At 61.3% G+C, this 14,969-nt stretch carries 16 protein-coding genes; 7 read left to right on the forward strand and 9 right to left on the reverse strand.

Going from position 1 to position 14,969, the window contains the following annotated elements; translation table 11 throughout:
* Positions 1-71 precede the first annotated feature (71 nt).
* Positions 72-1,487 carry a DUF4192 family protein gene (locus L8U58_RS02325; RefSeq protein WP_269954614.1) on the forward strand — a complete coding sequence of 472 codons (1,416 nt, stop codon included), beginning with the start codon at positions 72-74 and terminating at the stop codon, positions 1,485-1,487.
* On the opposite strand, the gene galE is transcribed toward L8U58_RS02325, so the two are convergent.
* From galE to L8U58_RS02355, 6 genes are all read right to left on the reverse strand, one after another.
* The gene (gene galE / locus L8U58_RS02330) at positions 1,444-2,469 is read right to left on the reverse strand and encodes a UDP-glucose 4-epimerase GalE (RefSeq protein WP_237744187.1); all 1,026 of its coding nucleotides are present in this window, start codon (positions 2,467-2,469) and stop codon (positions 1,444-1,446) included. The two genes, L8U58_RS02325 and galE, sit on opposite strands and share 44 nt — an antisense overlap.
* Before the next feature lie 22 nt (positions 2,470-2,491).
* Positions 2,492-3,214: a metal-dependent transcriptional regulator gene (locus tag L8U58_RS02335; protein ID WP_034970675.1), complete on the reverse strand. Its 723-nt coding sequence runs from the start codon at positions 3,212-3,214 to the stop codon at positions 2,492-2,494.
* Between the two features lie 86 nt (positions 3,215-3,300).
* The gene (locus L8U58_RS02340; protein ID WP_420839822.1) at positions 3,301-4,335 is read right to left on the reverse strand and encodes a sigma-70 family RNA polymerase sigma factor; all 1,035 of its coding nucleotides are present in this window, start codon (positions 4,333-4,335) and stop codon (positions 3,301-3,303) included.
* Between the two features lie 232 nt (positions 4,336-4,567).
* Positions 4,568-5,026, reverse strand: a complete 459-nt coding sequence (dtd, locus tag L8U58_RS02345) for a D-aminoacyl-tRNA deacylase (protein WP_034970677.1) — start codon at positions 5,024-5,026, stop codon at positions 4,568-4,570.
* Entirely contained in the window at positions 5,023-6,642 is a 1,620-nt protein-coding gene (locus L8U58_RS02350; protein ID WP_269954615.1) for a DUF7782 domain-containing protein, read from the reverse strand. Before L8U58_RS02350 ends, dtd begins: the two co-directional genes overlap by 4 nt.
* Before the next feature lie 19 nt (positions 6,643-6,661).
* On the reverse strand, positions 6,662-7,039 hold the full coding sequence (locus tag L8U58_RS02355; RefSeq protein WP_237745473.1) for a DUF3099 domain-containing protein: 378 nt from the start codon (positions 7,037-7,039) through the stop codon (positions 6,662-6,664).
* Positions 7,040-7,158: 119 nt separating this feature from the next.
* Between L8U58_RS02355 and L8U58_RS02360 the strand changes: the two genes are divergently transcribed.
* The 3 genes from L8U58_RS02360 (at position 7,159) to L8U58_RS02370 (ending at position 9,580) form a co-directional block, all read left to right on the forward strand.
* A complete protein-coding gene (locus L8U58_RS02360; RefSeq protein ID WP_034970683.1) occupies positions 7,159-7,401 on the forward strand; it encodes a DUF3039 domain-containing protein in 243 nt (80 codons plus the stop codon).
* The gene (locus L8U58_RS02365) at positions 7,398-9,116 is read left to right on the forward strand and encodes a DEAD/DEAH box helicase (RefSeq protein ID WP_034970686.1); all 1,719 of its coding nucleotides are present in this window, start codon (positions 7,398-7,400) and stop codon (positions 9,114-9,116) included. Before L8U58_RS02360 ends, L8U58_RS02365 begins: the two co-directional genes overlap by 4 nt.
* A gap of 86 nt (positions 9,117-9,202) precedes the next feature.
* Positions 9,203-9,580: a hypothetical protein gene (locus tag L8U58_RS02370; protein WP_034991690.1), complete on the forward strand. Its 378-nt coding sequence runs from the start codon at positions 9,203-9,205 to the stop codon at positions 9,578-9,580.
* Between the two features lie 22 nt (positions 9,581-9,602).
* Here L8U58_RS02370 and L8U58_RS02375 read toward each other — a convergent pair whose 3' ends face one another.
* Together L8U58_RS02375 and ppgK are read right to left on the reverse strand one after the other, a co-directional pair.
* Positions 9,603-11,270: an RNA polymerase sigma factor gene (locus L8U58_RS02375; protein WP_269954616.1), complete on the reverse strand. Its 1,668-nt coding sequence runs from the start codon at positions 11,268-11,270 to the stop codon at positions 9,603-9,605.
* Between the two features lie 199 nt (positions 11,271-11,469).
* A complete protein-coding gene (ppgK, locus tag L8U58_RS02380) occupies positions 11,470-12,261 on the reverse strand; it encodes a polyphosphate--glucose phosphotransferase (RefSeq protein ID WP_051879474.1) in 792 nt (263 codons plus the stop codon).
* Positions 12,262-12,344: 83 nt separating this feature from the next.
* On the opposite strand from ppgK, the gene L8U58_RS02385 reads away from it, so the two are divergent.
* Positions 12,345-13,343 carry an inositol monophosphatase family protein gene (locus L8U58_RS02385; RefSeq protein WP_269954617.1) on the forward strand — a complete coding sequence of 333 codons (999 nt, stop codon included), beginning with the start codon at positions 12,345-12,347 and terminating at the stop codon, positions 13,341-13,343.
* A gap of 139 nt (positions 13,344-13,482) precedes the next feature.
* Positions 13,483-13,782, forward strand: a complete 300-nt coding sequence (locus tag L8U58_RS02390) for a DUF4193 domain-containing protein (protein ID WP_034970692.1) — start codon at positions 13,483-13,485, stop codon at positions 13,780-13,782.
* Positions 13,783-13,840: 58 nt separating this feature from the next.
* On the opposite strand, the gene L8U58_RS02395 is transcribed toward L8U58_RS02390, so the two are convergent.
* Complete coding sequence (locus L8U58_RS02395; RefSeq protein ID WP_034970694.1) at positions 13,841-14,326, reverse strand: DUF3093 domain-containing protein; 486 nt, start codon at positions 14,324-14,326, stop codon at positions 13,841-13,843.
* Between the two features lie 106 nt (positions 14,327-14,432).
* Here L8U58_RS02395 and dut point away from each other — a divergent pair, with 106 nt between their 5' ends.
* Positions 14,433-14,924 (forward strand): dUTP diphosphatase, encoded by a 492-nt coding sequence (gene dut / locus L8U58_RS02400; RefSeq protein ID WP_051891512.1) that lies wholly within the window; start codon positions 14,433-14,435, stop codon positions 14,922-14,924.
* Positions 14,925-14,969 lie beyond the last annotated feature (45 nt).

The following is a 14,969-nucleotide window of genomic DNA, read 5'->3' on the forward strand; positions in this document are numbered from 1 at the left end:
CCCTGGGGCTTCCATGCCGAAGTTCTCCCGCGCGTCGGCGAAAAGCTCTTCCCTCGGCGACTATCTGTGGCATGAACAACTCACCAGAAGACAACCAGCACAGCACACAATCTATTCCCACCCCTTCGGTTCACCTCGGCGCAGATAAGGGGAAGCTCATCGCCGCGATCCCCTCGCTGCTGGGATTCCCGCCCGTCGATTCCATGGTTCTCATTGGTCTTGTCGCGTCCGCCGACACGGATTCGCTGGCGGAGGGGCATCGTCGCTTCCGCATTGGTCCGGTCCTGCGTTGCGATCTACACCCCGTTGCCGTCGACGAAGCGGTGCGCGGTCTCTCTCGGATTCTTTGTGACGCCCCAGCGGCAGAGGCCATCATCCTCGCGATCGGAAACAATGACGACTGCCTGGGGACCTGTATGGCAACCGCCACGAACCAACTCCAGCGCGACTGCGTGGAGCTGCAATCCGCCCTGATCGTTCGGCGTATCGCCACGGGGGAGGAGTGGACCGACCTGCTGGACGGGGAAAAGGGCACGGTGGATAGCGTAGAGACCAATGAGCTGGCCGACATCAGTGCCTTAAGCGGAGCACGCAAGATGCGTGGCAGGGAGGAGATGGAACAGTGGCTGGATCCGGCGAACCTCCTGGAACCCGACTGGATCATCGAGGATCGTGGGGAGGCCTCGACGGTGGATCTGATCCAAGTGCTGATATCAGTCGCCTCCGTAGCCAACGGCACGCGGGTGCTAGAGCAAGAGTGCGAGCACGAATACTTGGTGGATAGCTTGGCCGCCGTCTGCAGTGACGAATTGCTGCACACGCTGGTCATCGCTTGGTCGTTGGGCGCGAATAGCGCGATTTTGCGGGAGATGCTGGCCAGCACGGCCCGTCGGACGACAGGAGCTGTGCGCCGGCGAGTGATGCTGATCTTGGCCCTTGTGGCCTCTGCAAACGACGAGGGAGTGTTGGCCTATCACACCTTGAATCGCCTGCTAGAGGAGCTGCAGGCTGATCTCCGCGCGGAGGATGCCTGCCACATGCTGGATCATCTGGGGCAGGCGCCGTGGAGCGATGACGAGGAGACGGATAGCCTCGCCGATGCACCGGAGGATGTGCTGCACAGGGTAGAGAATGAAGCCTCCTTCGACGGCGAACTGCAGCTTTCCGACATGGACAGCTTCACCGTGGATATCGCGATCGCAGCGTTGGATGCCCACCAGCGTGGAATGATCAAGTTACTGCTAGCCAAGGCCGTGCGCGCGGCCTGCACCGTGATGGCGAATGTGCAGATGGATCTGGACGCGGCCGAAGATGGCAGCGAAGAAGCCAGCGAAAATGAAGCTCCTGAAGGGGAGCATTCATATGTCACCGTCCGCGAATACGCCGGACTCGACATAGCTTGGGAATACGAGCGACTACTCCAGACGGTGGATTGGGATGCGATTAACGCTGTGCGGAATGCAACCTATCACCCAGTTGTCCGCTGAAGGCCCACGCGTCGGAGATGATGGTGTGCAGGTCGGAGCGGGTGGGGTTCCACCCCAACTCTGACTTCGCCTTCGCAGAGGAAGCGATAAGAGTGGCCGGGTCGCCAGCGCGACGGGGGGATTCGATCGCTGGGATCGGATGGCCCGTGACCTCTCGGCAGGTCTCGATGACCTCGCGCACGCTAAATCCGTCGCCGGAACCCAGGTTGAAGATGCGGTGGGTGCCGGAGGCATTGGAAGCTGCTGCCAGGAGGTGCGCGTCCGCGAGATCGCGGATGTGGATGTAATCGCGCACTGCAGTTCCATCGGCGGTGGCGTAATCGGTGCCGAAGATAGAGATGTGTTCGCGGTGGCCGAGCGCGACCTGCAAAACCAGCGGAATCAGGTGCGTTTCCACCTTGTGGTTCTCACCGATAGTGCCGTAGGCGCCGGCTACGTTGAAGTAGCGCAGGGACGTGGCACCCAGACCATAGGCCTTTGCGTAGGAGGTGATCATGTGGTCGATTGCCAGCTTGGAGGCGCCATAAGGATTGGTTGGCGCGGTTGGCATGTCCTCGGTGATGGGCACCTGCTCCGGCTCGCCATAGGTGGCGGCAGTGGAGGAGAACACAAGGTTCTTCACCCCATGCTCGTGCATCTGATCCAGCAGGTAAAGGCTAGTTCCTACGTTGTTGTGCCAGTAGATATCCGGCTTCTCCACCGATTCGCCGACCAGCGAGCGGGCGGCGAAGTGCATTACTGCAGCGACATCCCCGGCGGCGAAGACGTCGGAGATTACATCGCGGATATCGCCCTCAACGAAGTTCGCGCCGTCCGGAACTGCGTACCCGTTGCCGGTGGTTAGATCGTCGACGACGGTCACACGGAAGCCGTGTTCGAGAAGTACGGTGGCGCAGACACTGCCGACGTAGCCGGCACCGCCGGTGACCACGATGTGGGAGGAAGGCGGTAGGACGGAGGTGGAAAGATCGATATTGTTCACACGTCCAACGCTACCGCACTGACTAGTTGGTCTCCTTTACCCGCACGGCGTGGGATAGTTCTTCCGGCACGACCATGGTGCCGTTGTCGTTGCCGAACTCCAGGCCGTCCTCGGTAGCGACCAAGGTGACGACGCTGCCGGGTCGCATGTCCAGCGCGTGGAACTTCGCCATCAACTTGTGCTCGACCTGAACGATTTCGTTGATACTCAGGATCTTGACCGTGATGGGCTCTGCCGGATCGAGGTCAGAGGCGCGCTGCGAGGAGCCTTCCTGCAGCGTGCGGATCTTGTCTCGCATGTCGGCACGTTCTGCCTCCGGGACGCTATCCATCAGCTCGTCAAGTCCGGGGATCGGGTTGCCGAATGGGGAGGTGGAGTATTCGCTTAGAACCTTGACTAGCTGCACTTCGACTTCGTCGCCCATGACGTGCTCCCAGCGGCAGGCTTCGTCGTGCACCTTCTCCCAGGGCAGTCCAATAACGTCCGTCAGCAGGCGCTCGGCCAGGCGGTGCTTGCGCATGACGGCGGTAGCAAGTTCACGCCCCTGTGCGCTGAGCTTCAGGGAACGATCCTTTTCAACGGTCAGCAGATTATCGCGCTCCATGCGCGCAACCGTCTGGCTCACGGTAGGGCCGGACTGATCCAGCCGCTCGGCGATGCGGGCGCGCAGCGGAGGAATTCCTTCTTCTTCCAACTCGTAAATCGTTCGGAGATACATCTCAGTGGTATCGACGAGATCCCTCACCAGCGCTACGCCCTTTCTATACTGATTGACTTCGACCGATTATAGCCCCGACTGTCGGGGCTTGGGGCAGAAGCTTAAGTTCGAGCTTAGACTGCGTATTCGCGCAGCTTGTTCGCGCGGTCGCCCTCGCGCAGCTTGGCCATCACTTCGCGCTCAATCTGGCGAACCCGCTCGCGGGACAGCCCGAAGCGGCGACCAATCTGATCCAGCGTGCGGGGCATGCCATCGTCCAGGCCATAACGTAGCTTGATGACGTCCTGCTCACGCTCCTCCAGAGTGCCCAGCACTGCGCGCACATCGGAGTGGCGCAGGGAAGCCACAACTGCGGTCTCTGCGTCGGTTGCCTCGGAATCCTCGATGAAGTCACCCAGGGGAGCTTCTTCATCGCTACCGACTGGCATGTCCAAGCTCACCGGATCGCGGGATTGCTTCAGCAGCATCTCAATCTTCGATTCCTCAATGCCGGACTCTTCTGACAGCTCCTCGTTGGTGGCCTCGCGCCCCAGCTGCTGGTACATCTCGCGCTTGATGCGGGACAGCTTGTTGACCTGCTCCACCAGGTGGACGGGCAGGCGAATCGTGCGGGACTGGTCGGCCATGCCACGGGTGATGGCCTGGCGGATCCACCAGGTGGCGTAGGTAGAGAACTTAAAGCCCTTGGTGTAGTCGAACTTCTCCATCGCGCGGATCAGTCCCAGGTTGCCCTCCTGGATCAGATCCAACAGGGGCATTCCGCGGCCGGTGTAGCGCTTGGCCAGGGAAACGACGAGTCGCAGGTTGGCCTCTAGCAGGTGGCTGCGCGCTGCCTTGCCCTCGCGAGCCAGCACCTTCAAGTCGCGCTTCTTCGCGCGGGTTAGCTTCTCCGCCGTTGCCAGCAGGTGTTCGGCGTACAGGCCTACCTCGATGCGCTGGGAAAGCTCGACTTCGTCCTCTGCGGTCAGCAGGGCAGTCTTGCCGATGCCGTTGAGGTACACGCGCACGAGGTCAGCCGAAGGGTTTTCGTTGTTACCCCGGCGCCGACCTTTGTCCTCTTTTTTATCGCTATCGTCGGCGGAACTGCCGTTAATCCCTCGATCGTTGCTGACGGCCTGGATGTCGTCATCAAACATGGAGTTGCTCATAGTGCTGGTGTTCCTCCTGTGGCTCGATAGCGCTCAAGCCGTTCAAGATGTGTGGGTTTGTGCCGAAGCTCTAAGGGGTTAACGGACTACTGCGTCGAATTGTTCCCCACACGCCCACAAGGAGGGAACTGTGTGTACCCCCGCACAGGGGTTAGGGAGTGAACCCGCGCAGCGCCGTAGCCAGAAAAATCTTAGCCGACCAGGTTATTTAGCGCTCGATGAGGGTGCTGATTCAGGTCTCGATCAATACGGTAAACGGCCCCTCATTGGCGCTGGAGACCTTCATCATCGCCCCGAATCGACCTGTTTCTACAACTATCCCGCGCTTGCGTAGCAATTCGGCGATTCGGTCGAAGATTGGCTGCGCTGCCTCGCCGGGGGCAGCGTTCGCCCAGGACGGTCGGCGGCCCTTTTTCGTTTCCCCCATCAGGGTGAACTGGCTTACCAGCAACACCTGCCCGCCGACTTCCTCCACGGAGTGGTTCCGTGGCCTGTCCCATGCCTCTCCGTCTGCGGGGAGAAGGCGCAGCTCTGCGATCTTCCGCGCCATCTTTTCCACCGACTCGTTATTCGTCACGTCGTCCACTCCGATGCCCACCAGAGCCAAAAGCGCCGGCCCCTGAACCGCCCCGACGACCTCGCCGTCGACTGTTACTTCGGCACTGCTGACTGTACTTACCACTGCTTTCATTCGTTCCCGTTCCTTTCCCGCAGGTCTTCCGGCACAATCATCCCGTGCCGCACCAAATCAATCGCAATCGGCACCAACTGGTCCACTAGCTGCTCGGCCTCTAGGTCCAGTTCCTGGCCGTTGACGGCGTGATAGAGCTCGGCGACGTCGCCGAGGTTCAGTCCTTCCCAGTTCAGGCCCGCCAGAATCGCCGCCAGCGCCGCATCGATCTGGTGTGTCCACCCCGGACCCTCGGTTCGGGTGAGCGCTAACTCTTCGTCGCCGTAGCCCTGGTTCGTGGTGCTTGCTGTTTTTTCTAGTATGACGCCACGTCGCAGCTGATAGCGCGATCCCACTATCGCGTCGCGGGCCGAACGCCCAGGGACCTCCAAGTCGTCGATCCAGCGGGAGCGGGCGAACCACTCGGCTACCTCCTGGCCCAGGAAAGCTCCTGCTGGTAGCCCGTGGGACAGCGTTTCGACGGTCAGCTCGGTGGGGCCTGAAATTTTCTCAATGTGAATCCATCCCAGGCCAATGCGGGTGATTCCGTGGGTGGCAAAGTAGTCCAACCACTCGGTGGTGCGGCGCTGCCCGTCTGCGCTGCGCGGATCAATGCTCTCATCCCGCAGCCAAGTCGTGACATAGGTGGCGATATCCACCTCCTCGCGCTGTAGCACCCAGGCGCGGGCGCCTTCGTCGGGAAGCCAGCTGAGGATGCGCTCCGCGGCAGAGCCCTCATCCTCGAGAGCCCAGCCGGCCAACAGGTGCGCGTGGCCGGCGGGGGCAAGGTGCGCGACGGAATTCTCAACCACTAGTTTGCTGGCGGCGTCCAGGGGCAGGCCGGAATCGCGATACACGTGCCCCTCTGCGGCGTCCAGATCCACAGACGGACCGATGACGAAGGGCGGGTTCGCGACGATGACGTCGAACTCCTCGCCTGCAAAAGGCTCGAACCACGAGCCCTCAACCCAGTTGATTAGGGGCTCTTCCAGGCCTTGCGCCGCGGCGGCGACGCGGGCGTAGGCCAGTGCGCGGGCGTGGATATCGCTGCCAAAAATTTTTGGGCGGCTTGCGCTGTAGTTGGCGGCCAACACCATCGCAAGCACACCGGAGCCCGTGCCGAGGTCCAACACTCTAGCTTCTTCGGGAAGCCGGGGAATGGAGTTCAGAAGCGAAAGGGGAGCGTTGCCGACGCCGGGGACGTGATCGGAACCCGGGATACGGAGGTCCAGGGACGCATCCGGATCGGACAGCACCAGTACTTCCGCGTTGCCGTGCGCAGGATGGTGGGCAGGGCGAATGTCGAGGTTGAGCTGCAGCTGATCGTCGGCGCTGACCAGGGCATGCTCTGCCACCAAGCCGGAGGTCACATCTGCCCCGACGAGATCCTGGTAGAAGGTGGCTGGCTGGGGGCGTCGTAAATATATGGCGGCGACCAGTTGCGCGCCCGCAGCATTGCGGCGCTGCAGGTGCCAGTGCGCCGCCGCGGGCGAACCAGATTGCACGGCGGCGACACCTTCTTCGCCGAGCGCCTCCAAGATCAGGGCAGAGCCATACCCACGCGCGATAAGGGTGCGAACCAGTTGTTCGGTAGCTGCACTGGGACTACAAGAAGGGCTACAAGAATGGGCAGACATAGTGGATCCTTGCTAGTCGTCAGGGGGAGTCGGGGGCTTCGAGGTGATCAATGACCTGCGGGGCCGATTCGGTGGACTCGATCATCGGCCGGGCCGATTCACCCGACAATGCGGCGCGCTGGGCACGGCGCTGTTCGCGGACGAGGGCGGGTTTATAAACCTTGTTGGTGGTCTCGTCGACCTGGCCAGTCTCGTTGGCCAAGAGCACCGCGATCCACGGCAGCGGAATGCTGATCACCGCCACCCCCACAGCCAGGGCAGCGTTATGGGTCACCAGCATCACCACTGCACTCGCAGCGAGCAGAGGGATGCGCAGGATCTGCAGCACGGTATAAACCCTGCGACGGTGGTGCCAGCCTTCCAGGGGCGAACTTTTCGCATCCGTGATCACTTCCACCTGTGAGACACGCCTGGAACGGGATTCACCTCCCGTTTTCCTTTTTCGTGCAACTGCCATGGAACCCACGCTAGTACGCGGCTGGAAAACAGGCAGATTCAGGGGCATGATGGTGAACTGTGAGTAACCCAAGTACGACAACGATTGAACGCCCCGAAGTCAACACAGACTCGACGACGGATGACGATGTACCGAAGTTCTTCCACTACGTAAAGAAGGACCAGATCGTCGAATCCGCCGTGATGGGCAAGCTTGTCGTGGCACTGTGCGGTGAGACCTTCCCCGTGCGCAAGCAGGCGAAGCCGGGGTCGCCCGTCTGCCCGGATTGCGAGCAGATCTACAAGGGGCTGCGCAAGAAGTGAAGCACCTCCGCCTATGGCAGCAGGAGGCACTGAACAAATACGTCGAGACCAGCCCGCAGGACTTCCTGGCGGTGGCAACCCCGGGAGCGGGTAAGACGACTTTCGCCCTGACGATCGCGCGGCTGCTGTTAGACACCCGCACGGTTGACCGGCTGATCATCGTTGTGCCCACAGAGCACCTGAAGGTGCAGTGGGCACAGTCCGCAGCGGGGCAGGGGATTGCGCTCGACGCTGAGTTCACGAACTCCTCACCGTTCAACAACTCCTACGACGGAGTGTGCGTGACCTATGCCCAGGTGGGAATGAAGCCCACCAAGCACTACCAGGTCGCGACCGCGAAGAAGACGTTGGTGATCCTTGACGAGATTCACCATGCCGGCGACGCGAAGAGCTGGGGTGACGGCGTGCGGATGGCCTATGCGCACGTCGAGCGGCGCCTGGCGCTCACGGGTACGCCGTTCCGTTCCGACGATTCGCAGATCCCGTTTGTGCGTTACGAGGCCGTGGAGGGCGCCGACGGCGCGCTGGTTTCCTCCGCCGACTACACCTACGGTTACGCGGACGCATTGAAGGACGGCGTGGTGCGCCCCGTGGTGTTCCTGGCGTATTCCGGGCAGGCGCGGTGGCGTAACTCTGCCGGTGAGGAGTTCGAGGCTCGCCTGGGGGAGCCGCTGAACGCTGAACAGACCGCTCGTGCTTGGCGCACCGCACTGGACCCCAAGGGCGACTGGATCCCCGCCGTGTTGAATGCGGCGCAGACACGTCTGCAGCAGCTGCGGGAGACAACCCCGGACGCGGGCGGGTTGGTGATCGCCACCGACAAGACGACAGCCCGCGCCTACGCGAAGATCCTCGAACGGATCAGCAACACCCCCGTCACGGTCGTGCTCTCTGACGAGGCCGGGGCCTCGGAGCGCATCAAGGAGTTCTCCGCCAGCACTGATGAGTGGATGGTGGCCGTGCGCATGGTGTCCGAGGGCGTGGACGTTCCGCGTCTGGCCGTGGGCGTGTACGCGACGTCGTCCTCCACACCACTGTTCTTCGCCCAGGCTATTGGCCGTTTCGTGCGTTCGCGGCGGCCGGGAGAGTCGGCGTCCATCTTCCTGCCTAGCGTGTCGGTCTTGCTTGAGTTGGCGTCGAAGATGGAGCAGCAGCGCAACCACGTGCTCGGCAAGCCAGATCGGCCGAACGAAGGCTGGGACGACGAGCTGCTGCAGCAGGCCAACCAGGAAAAGAACGAGCCCGAAGAGGATAAAGGCTATGAGTCGGTCGGCGCCGAGGCCGAACTCGACAGTCTGATTTTCGACGGATCGACCTACGGCACTGCGACGCTGAGCGGATCGGACGAGGAGCAGGCCTACCTTGGCCTTCCCGGTCTTTTGGACGCCGACCAGATGCGTACGTTGTTGCGCCAGCGCCAAGCCGAGCAATTGGATGCCCGGGCGAAGGAAGAGGAACAGCGCCGCAAGCAGGAGAAGCAGAACCCCGCGCCCGAAGGCAGTGGCGCTGATCTGCGGAACAAGCGTGTGGCCAGCGAGGAAATTCCCGCGCTGCGGAAGGAATTGAATGCGCTAGTGTCGATGAAGTCGGCTCGGACAGGAAAGCCTCACGGGCAGATTCACAACGATGCCCGGCGAAACTGCGGTGGTCCGGCCACGGCGCTGTGTACCGCACAGCAGTTACGGGATCGCATCGCCTATCTGAGAGACTGGTAGGAATTAGCATGTACGTCGTCGAAGGCAATAGGCACTAGAGCCCTGAAATAGGGCTCTGAAAAAAAGGGCACTGAAAGGCAGGCCACGTGGCTCGGGAAGATTACACCGATCTGGACAAGTCCCATGCACAGAAGATTGAGCGCCAAAAGATACAACCCCGCGCCGTCGGCGGGTTGAGCTTGGCGGCGCTGCTTGTTGGCATACTGGCGATCCCCGCAGCTATCTTCCCCCTGGTTGGCGTGGTCGTGGCTGCGGTAGCCATTGTGGTGGGAATAATTGCTGTGATCAGGGCGAACCGCCGGGGAACGCAGCGCAGCTACGCAATCATTGGCTTGGTTCTGGCGGTGATTTCGATGGCTATGGCGATCTTCTTCACACAGGCCGCGATGAAGAGCATCGAGGGGTGCGAAACCCTCCGCGGCACGGAGTTCTCCGACTGCGTGAAGAACAACCAGAACAAGTAGCCGCGAGGCGCCGAGATCTGGACTAGTCCAGGTAGTCGCGCAGAACCTGGGAGCGCGACGGGTGGCGCAGCTTCGACATCGTCTTGGACTCGATCTGGCGGATGCGCTCACGCGTTACGCCGTAGACCTGGCCGATCTCGTCTAAAGTGCGTGGCATGCCGTCTGTCAGGCCGAAGCGCAGCTTCACCACACCAGCCTCACGCTCGGACAGGGTGTGCAGGACGTCCTGCAGCTGATCCTGCAGCAGGGTGAATGAAACCGCATCGACGGCCACGACGGCCTCCGAATCCTCGATGAAGTCGCCCAGCTGGGAATCGCCCTCGTCGCCGATGGTCTGATCCAGGGAGATCGGTTCGCGGGCGTACTGCTGGATCTCCAGCACCTTGTCCACGGTGATATCCATTTCGCGGGCCAGCTCTTCGGGGGTGGGCTCGCGGCCCAGATCCTGCAGCAGCTCGCGCTGGATGCGGCCCAGTTTGTTGATGACCTCCACCATGTGTACCGGAATGCGGATGGTGCGAGCCTGGTCCGCCATTGCGCGGGTGATGGCCTGGCGGATCCACCAGGTGGCGTACGTGGAGAACTTGTAGCCCTTGACGTAGTCGAACTTTTCCACCGCACGGATCAGACCCAGGTTGCCTTCCTGGATGAGGTCCAGGAAGGCCATGCCACGGCCGGTGTAGCGCTTCGCAAGGGAAACCACCAGTCGCAGGTTGGCCTCCAACAGGTGATTCTTTGCACGGCGACCATCGCGGTCGATTTCGCGGAGGTCGCGGCGGTTCATCGGGGAGAGCTTCTCACCCGACTCCTTGATCTCCTGCAGGCGGTAGGCGGCGTAGAGGCCGGCCTCAATTCGCTTGGCGAGGGAGACCTCCTGCTCTGCATTCAGCAGGGCTACCTTGCCGATCTGCTTCAGGTACGCACGGACGGAGTCCGCAGAGGCGGTAAGCTCCGCGTCCTTCCGTGCCTGGCGCAGCGCGGCGGATTCATCCTCGTCCCAGACGAAGCTACCGTCGTTTTTCTCTTCCTCGTCGTCATCCGAGTCATCGTCATCGGAATCTTCGTCGTCCTCGTTCAGATCGTCGTCCTCTAGATCATCGTCGAGGTCGTCATCTTCCAAGTCATCGTCATCGTCGAGGTCGTCGTCCAGGTCATCGAGATCGTCCAGGTCGTCTAGGTCGTCGTCCAGGTTATCGATGTCATCGAGGTCGTCCGGGTCGCGGTCGAAGTCGTCGTTATCTACGTCAGCGTCGTTGTCCTTGCCCTCGACCTGCGCGGCAGTCGCCTTCGTCGTTTCCTCAGCGACTTCAGCGGCCTCTGCGGCGGCCTTTGCTGCCTTGGTTCCCCGCTTGGTGGTTGCCTTCTTCGTGGCCTTGCGGGTGGTCTTCTTCGCAGTCTTTTTCGCGGCCTTCTTGGCAGTCTTCTTTGCGACCTTCTTCGCCGTCTTCTTAGCGGTCTTCTTCGCCGCCTTCTTCACGGGAGTGGACGCCTGCTCCTCAACCGCATTGGTCGTATCCACGTCGTTCGACGTGGCTGCCTTGGGTGCAACCTTCTTAGCTGCAGTCTTCTTCGCGGCCGTCGACTTCTTTGCCACCTTGCGGGCAGTCTTCTTCGCTGCCGTCTTTTTTGCTACCTTACGCACAACACCCTGTGCGTCATCGCCGGTGGTGGTCGAGTCGTTCGCTGCCACGGAAGCCCTTTCGCTCGTAGTGCATGGTGCAACGAATGGCCGCATGTGGTGGCCACATTCCTGTAGGGAATTGGATTGCACCAGGTTACGGCACGCCCGCAACCATTGGTCTAGGGGGTTCTGCGAACCCCTATTCTGGGAATCGACCGCCCATTATAACCCAAAAAATTGGCACGTGTGCCAAGGGTCCCCGGTCTTTCTATGGTTTGATTCCGTCACGCACGGCCATGGCGGCGCCGATGATGCCTGCCTGGTTGCGAAGCTTGGCGGGAATAACTTCCTGCTCGACGGTCAGCAAAGGCACCCACTTGTCTGCCTTGCGGGAGATACCACCGCCGACGATGTAGCGCTGGGGGCTAAACAGCGCACTGTAAGCGTGCAGAACCTCGTCCACGCGCGCAGCCCACTTCTTGTAAGACAGCTCCTCGCGATCCTTGGCCGCGGAACTTGCGTACCACTCCACATCGCCGTTCTTGTCGTAGGGAAGGTGCCCCAGCTCGGAGTTGGGGAAGAGGTGGCCGTCGCACAGCATCGCAGACCCAATTCCGGTGCCGAAGGTCAGCATCAGCACCGCTCCCTCCTTGGCGCTGGCCTCTCCGTACTCAACCTCTGCCAGGCCGGCTGCGTCAGCGTCGTTCAGCACTGCGATTTCGCGTTCCCCGAGGTGGCGCTTGAACAGCTCTTGCAGGTCGGTGTCGATCCAAGACTTATCGATATTGGCTGCAGTGCGGGCGCGCTGGTTCTTCACGACGGCCGGGACTGTCACGCCTACTGGGCCGTTCCACTCTGCCATGTCCATGAGCTTGCGTACGACCTCTGCCACCGCATCCGGGGTAGAGGGCTTCGGCGTGAGGATCTTGAAGCGTTCGGTGACCAGTTCACCGGTGTTTAAGTCCACCACGGCGCCTTTGACGCCGGAGCCGCCGATATCTACACCGAAACTCAGCTGCTGCTTGTGCTGTTCACCCTGGCTGGAAATATCCTCAGTCATGCGCTTAACCCTACCTTGAACCTTCATTACTCCGCTGAGTTGTCGGAGGTGATTACGGTGGCGATTATGGCACAGTGGTGCTCATGGAAAGTTCCCACATCGCCCACGATGTAGCACGCGTCCTCAACAGCACGCAGAAAGATAGCCCCGGCAAGGTGCAGCTTTACGTCTTCGATGAAGCCGTCACGGGGCGGGAGGATCGGGCGTCGATAAATAAAGAAACCCTGAGCCCTGCCCAGCTAGAGGTCGTAGCCCTCGAGGTGGCGCTGAATGCCGCTGCTCTTATTCGACGCCGCCGAGCCGAACTGGCCGACGAGCATGGTCACGTTGGCGTGCTGGGGACGAAAACCTCCGATGTGGACCCCGTCACGGAGGTAGATCAAGCCAGCGAGAAGCTGATTCGTGAGCAGCTGGTGGAGCGAGTGCCGGGTTCCCGGGTACTTGGTGAGGAAAGCGGGCTGAGTGACGGGGACTGTGCAGGTGACGGGGCTGGCGGGGAGGTTCTGTGGATCGTAGATCCGATCGATGGAACCGTGAACTTCCTCTACGGCGTACCTGCATATGCGGTGAGTATTGCCGCAGTGGTGGATGGTCAGCCGGTGGCGGGCGTGGTTGTCGATGTGAAGGCTGGTGAGGCATACGTGGCACACGCTGGAGGACCGGCACGGCGACTCAGCGGAGCTGGCAGCGCTGGTGAGGGTGGCGAAGAAGTGCTGCGTGTCGTTCCGGCGCAGGCTGAAGCGAGCCTGGGCCGCGCTTTGGTAGCGACGGGGTTCTCCTACGTGGCCGAGGACCGGCGCCGCCAAGCCGAGCGGCTGACGCGACTGCTGCCGCGGGTGCGTGATATCCGTCGCATCGGTTCGGCCGCGTTGGACCTCTGCCGCGTAGCCAGCGGGGAAGTGGATGCGTATTTCGAGCACGGATTGGGGCCGTGGGACCATGCCGCCGGAGCGCTCATTGCAGCGCGGGCGGGGGCGATTGTGGCAGCGCCTGACTACGACGTGATGAAGGAAGAAAAAGCGCTGGTTATGGCCGTTAAACCCGGCGTTGCTGTTGAGCTCGCTGGGTTGCTTGCGGACTAGGCGCGGGGGGAGGGGAAGTACCCCAATAGTCGCCCCTACCGCGCGTGAAAGTGACAAGTGCGGTACTGGTGCTCTACGATCCGCGAACAGCGAGCAAATTTAAGCAATTTTCAGCTAGTTCATCACGAAGGATCCCCACATGGCGACTGACTACGACGCACCCCGGCGACGTTCCGAAGACGACATCGAGACCGACTCTCTGGAGGGTCTGAAAGCGGCGGAAAAGGCCGAGCCAGCAATCTCTGATACCGACGACGGCGAGATCGTTGAACCCTTCGACGTTCCGATGGCGGATCTGTCCGGTGAGGAACTATCGGGTTCTGTCATCCCGCGTCAAAACGACGAGTTCACGTGCAGCGTCTGCTTCCTGGTGCAGCACCGCAGCTGCATTGCAGAGACCGTCAGTGACGGCGAGTACATCTGTAAGGACTGCGCATAGCGCTCAGTTCTGCCCTTAGCTGTAAGGACGGCGCTAATAGCCCTTACAGAAGAACCAGTTAGTAGATCGGGCTCCCCAGCTTCTCTAGAACCTCTTGAGGTTCCTTAGTGGAAATCAGCCAATAGGGCGTGGGATCGTCCGGATCGTTCAAAACCAACATTGCCATCGTTGGGATCCAGCCTTTGTGCACGACATATGCGGCAGGGTCCAGCTGGCGCCCCATGGCGGCGCGCTTAGCGGTGGGGGGAATTACCAGGCTCCGGCTGACCACTTCCGCGGGCAGTTTAGCGGGGCCGACGTGGAGCCAGCGCTCACCGGAAGAATCCTCTGTGACCTGCACTTTGGTGCGGGAGAAGTGGATTAGAGCCCAGATGGCCAGCGCTCCGGAAACAACCAGGGCGACGTAGAAAGCCCACATCGGTCGGCCCATCTGCGCCTGCCAGGAAATGATTGCCACAACGCCTGCGGCGAAGAGCCACCACACCAGGGGGACACGCTGATGCTCCGAATACAGCAGCTTTTCCTGCTGATTGTCCGATGCCACTTGAAAACTCCTGTTGATTGTTCGCTTCTAGTGCTGTGAAGCAATTCTAGCCCCACCGCGTTTGGACATCGTAACTTTGCCCGCTGACTTGTTAGTCTTGGTGATCGTGACCTCTAAGCAGAATGCAACTGATAGCACTAGCTCTTTTGGTAGCGACGCCCCGCTGCGCATCGTCCGGTTGGACAAGGAGCTGCCCTTGCCGCGTCGCGCCCACCCGACGGATGCGGGCATCGACCTTTACGCAGCGACGGATGTGACCATTGCCCCGGGGCACCGGGAGCTTGTGGGCACAGGCATCGCCATTGGACTGCCGGTAGGGACTGTGGGGTTGGTGCACCCGCGCAGTGGGCTTGCACTGAAGAAGGGGCTTTCCATCGTGAATGCGCCGGGGACGATCGATGCAGATTACCGCGGTGAGATCAAGGTATGCCTAATCAACTTGGATCCGGAGCAGCCGATTGAGTTGGCCCGCGGTGAGCGCATCGCGCAGCTGTTGGTACAGGAAGTGAGCCTGTGCGACGTGGAGGAAGTAGACAGTGTCGACGACCTGGGGGAGACCGTCCGTGGCGCGTCCGGGTACGGGTCGACCGGCGTATAAGACACATAGAAGCTAGTCACAGAAGTAAGCCAATCCAGAGAATCG

It is taken from the genome of Corynebacterium macclintockiae (assembly GCF_027570165.1).
Classification (GTDB): Bacteria; Actinomycetota; Actinomycetes; order Mycobacteriales; family Mycobacteriaceae; genus Corynebacterium; species Corynebacterium macclintockiae.

Excerpts from the sequence above, each read along its gene's own strand:
- L8U58_RS02350 (WP_269954615.1), bottom strand. The coding sequence starts at position 6,642 with ATGTCTGCCCATTCTTGTAGCCCTTCTTGTAGTCCCAGTGCAGCTACC.
- ppgK (WP_051879474.1), bottom strand. The coding sequence starts at position 12,261 with ATGACTGAGGATATTTCCAGCCAGGGTGAACAGCACAAGCAGCAGCTG.
- dtd (WP_034970677.1), bottom strand. The coding sequence starts at position 5,026 with ATGAAAGCAGTGGTAAGTACAGTCAGCAGTGCCGAAGTAACAGTCGAC.
- L8U58_RS02340 (WP_420839822.1), bottom strand. The coding sequence starts at position 4,335 with ATGAGCAACTCCATGTTTGATGACGACATCCAGGCCGTCAGCAACGAT.
- L8U58_RS02390 (WP_034970692.1), top strand. The coding sequence starts at position 13,483 with ATGGCGACTGACTACGACGCACCCCGGCGACGTTCCGAAGACGACATC.
- L8U58_RS02385 (WP_269954617.1), top strand. The coding sequence starts at position 12,345 with ATGGAAAGTTCCCACATCGCCCACGATGTAGCACGCGTCCTCAACAGC.
- L8U58_RS02325 (WP_269954614.1), top strand. The coding sequence starts at position 72 with ATGAACAACTCACCAGAAGACAACCAGCACAGCACACAATCTATTCCC.